The following is a 3,262-nucleotide window of genomic DNA, read 5'->3' as shown; positions in this document are numbered from 1 at the left end:
GTCGAAGACGCCGGTGCGGGTCAGACCTACCTGCGCGGCAATGGCCTCATAGGTCAGCCCGCTCTCGCGCAGGCCGATCACCTGCCGCCGGCGCTCCTCTTGCGCAGCTGCTGGCAGCTTGCGCATATCCACATGCTTCATCCCGCCGACTTGGGGCAACTGACCGCGGATTTCAAGAGCACCCGAGCCGGATCAATATTATCCATAGGCTTTTGACACATGTGATGTATTCAAGGGCGTAGCGGCGGGCGCCGTCCCGGCAGTCGGCGGCGTCGGCGTTACCGCCCTTCAGTTTTTTGTAGTTGTAGAAGGGCGGTTCCCTTGCATTAGCCTTGGCAGTTTAATGGGGGCGGCTGACTAAGCAGCCGCTCCATTGTCTCTGTTCAAGAGGCGCCACTATCCGGTTCAGATCAGCCTGCTGTGTGTGCGCAGGTACTGCAAGTACGGGATCAGCTACCGCGATCTCGCCGAGATGATGCAAGAGCGTGGTGTCTACGTCGACCCGCCCACGATGTTCCGCTGGGTGCAGTGCTATGCGCCTGTGATCGAGAAGTCGGTCCGCCAGCATCAGGGGCACCGGTCCGGCTCGTGGAGCGTGGATGAAACTTATGTGCGGGTTGGAGGCGCTGGACGTATCGGTTCCGAGCGGTCGACAAACACAGTCCAAAGATTGATTTCATCCTGTCAGAGGGCCGGAACACCCGAGCGGCTTGGCGCTTTCTGCGCAAAGCTTGAGGACGATTAGAGACTATTCACCGTCATCCAGAACAGACGATAAACCGGCGTCCTATACCACGGCCACCCGGCGCCTGCAGCGGGGAGGCCTGCTGTAGAGGGATGTTGAACGCCGCACCTCAGAATATTTAACAACATCATCGAGGCGGGTCCCGGAGCGCTCAGGCATCTTATCCGGCGCGACGCGCGGCTTCCAGAGAATGAGAGCAGATTCTGCGACCCTTTAGGGCTTTGAGGTCATGCGCATGATCCGCCGCAGCCATTACGTCCAGACAGCCCGGCGTGACAGGCGAGATCCGTCTTGTGAACCAGCTATTCGGCCTTGCAGTGTGAGTGCCTCAATCAACTGGGTGCGTCTTGCAATTTCCAGGTTAATGCAAAAAAGCCCGTGAGATGCATGGTGTGCAGCAATCCATCGCGTGGATGTGTTCCATCGAAAGATTCAATTTTACGAACCTTCTGCAACGTTGCATAGACAGCAGCACCTGACGCGCACCGATCGCGCCACCGCCCTCGTCGCGTGACGGGTGCCCAATACGGACCTGACAACGGGGACTTTGCAAGCGCTCTGACGTGCGGTGGAGACTATGCCGGAATATGAGTTGCAACTGTTCAAATCTTTATAACCAAGTGCCTTAGTCAATCACTCGACCGGGATGAGGGGCAATTTTCGCGACGCGGCTCGGTTGAGGGATCGCGCCGCGTCAGCGTTGAACGCATGATAGGAAGAAACATGAGCGCAGATCAACTTACGAAGGAAATCATCGCCAAGATTGAGAATCACGTCGAGTCGGCCCACTGGGCGATTTCGGCCGCGGCTATATCGGGAAGCGGCGAGATAACGGCCGCCACAGAACTGACCTCACTCGGCTTCGATTCGCTGGGTTTGACTGACCTCATCATTGACCTGGAGCGGTCCTATGGCATCCAAATCGAGTTGGCCGCCGCCGAAGCTTCGTCGAATCTCAGAACTATCGGCGACATCGTGGAGACTGTCCGCGGCTTGCTCGCTAAGGAGGCCTAAATGGACAGACGTGTCGTCATTACCGGAATAGGGGGGCTGTGCGGGCTGGGCACCGACGCCGCCTCGATTTGGAGAGAGATGCGCGAAGGCCGCTCGGCCATCGGCCTGATCACCAATTCTGAGCTTTATGGGCTTAAAGTCAGGATTGGCGCCGAGATTAAGGCGCTGCCGGAGCACGACATCGACCCCAAGCAACTCGTCTCCATGGACCGTTTCAGCCTGCTCGCCGTGCTTGCCGCACGCGAAGCCATGGGTCAGGCCGGACTTTCCCCCGATGCCGAAAATGCTCATCGCTTCGGTACCGTTGTGGGCGTTTGCGTTTGTGGCTGGGAGGCGATCGAGCAAAACTACAGGGCCCTCCTTTTGGGTGGCGAGAGCCGTGCCGCCACCTTCACTGCACCCAAGGTGATGCCGAGCGCCGCCGCAGGCCAGGTCAGCATGAGCCTTGGTCTGCGTGGGCCGGTCTTCGGCGTCACCTCCGCATGTTCCTCGGCCAACCACGCGTTTGCTTCGGCGGTCGATCAGATCAGGCTCGGCCGAGCCGACGTGATGGTTGCCGGCGGCAGCGACGCGCCGCTCATTTGGGGGGTGTTGATGGCGTGGGAGGCGCTTCGGGTGCTTGCGCCGGATACCTGCCGGCCCTTCTCCGCCGACCGGCGGGGTGTGGTGCTGGGCGAGGGGGCGGGCATGGCCGTGCTGGAAAGTTACGAGCATGCCGCAGCCCGCGGTGCCCCGATCCTTGCCGAGATCGCCGGCATAGGCCTTTCCGCCGACGCCTACAACATCGTCGCGCCGACTGTCCAGGGACCGGAAAGCGCGATGCGCGCCTGCCTTGCTGATGCCGGGCTGAATGCGGACGCTGTCGACTACCTCAACGCGCATGGCAGCGGCACCAAGGCCAACGATCAAACCGAAACAGAAGCGATCAAGCGCGTCTTCGGCGACCATGCCTATACGATGTCCGTCTCTTCCACCAAATCCATGCACGCGCATTGCCTCGGCGCGTCGGGCGCGCTCGAACTGATCGCCTGCGTGATGGCGATCCGTGAGGGCGTCGTGCCTCCGACTGCCAATTATCGTGAGCCGGACACTGATTGCGATCTCGATGTCACACCTAATGTGCCACGCGAGCGCAAGGTGCGCGTGGCTCTGAGCAACGCGTTTGCCTTCGGCGGGACGAACGCAGTTCTAGCCATCAAACAAGCGTAGTCGGGAGACAGTCGGTTCACCGTCTGGGAGTTAATTGACCGCATAGTGTCGCCGGCTCTGATGGGGTGGAGGGCCCCCGATTGCCTCACATGAGAGTGTTCCGGTCGATGATTCATGCCTAGTCCTTCCCGATGAACGCTTCTGCAGTTTCTGTAGAAGTACGCATCTGAGGAAGGACGCATTGCGCTAGTGAGTGAGACTGTAGATGGTCTGTCTATATAGACGTCAGTATAGACAGTGCTTTAGCCATGGACATGATGGATGCTCGCCCGGGGCGCGTCAGCAGGATGGAGA

2 protein-coding genes and 1 pseudogene are annotated in these 3,262 nt (G+C 59.8%); all 3 read left to right on the top strand.

The window, feature by feature from the left end:
- Nucleotides 1-636 precede the first annotated feature (636 nt).
- A pseudogene (locus tag KBI52_RS33855) lies at nucleotides 637-735 on the top strand (DDE-type integrase/transposase/recombinase); the annotation flags it as partial.
- 733 nt (nucleotides 736-1,468) lie between these two features.
- The gene (locus KBI52_RS01955) at nucleotides 1,469-1,759 is read left to right on the top strand and encodes an acyl carrier protein (RefSeq protein WP_210804973.1); all 291 of its coding nucleotides are present in this window, start codon (nucleotides 1,469-1,471) and stop codon (nucleotides 1,757-1,759) included.
- Nucleotides 1,760-2,968, top strand: a complete 1,209-nt coding sequence (locus KBI52_RS01950) for a beta-ketoacyl synthase (RefSeq protein WP_210804971.1) — start codon at nucleotides 1,760-1,762, stop codon at nucleotides 2,966-2,968.
- Nucleotides 2,969-3,262: the final 294 nt, after the last annotated feature.

This window comes from Microvirga sp. HBU67558, from assembly GCF_018069605.1.
Lineage (GTDB): Bacteria > Pseudomonadota > Alphaproteobacteria > Rhizobiales > Beijerinckiaceae > Microvirga > Microvirga terrae.
This window is presented reverse-complemented; position numbering and strand designations above follow the sequence as displayed.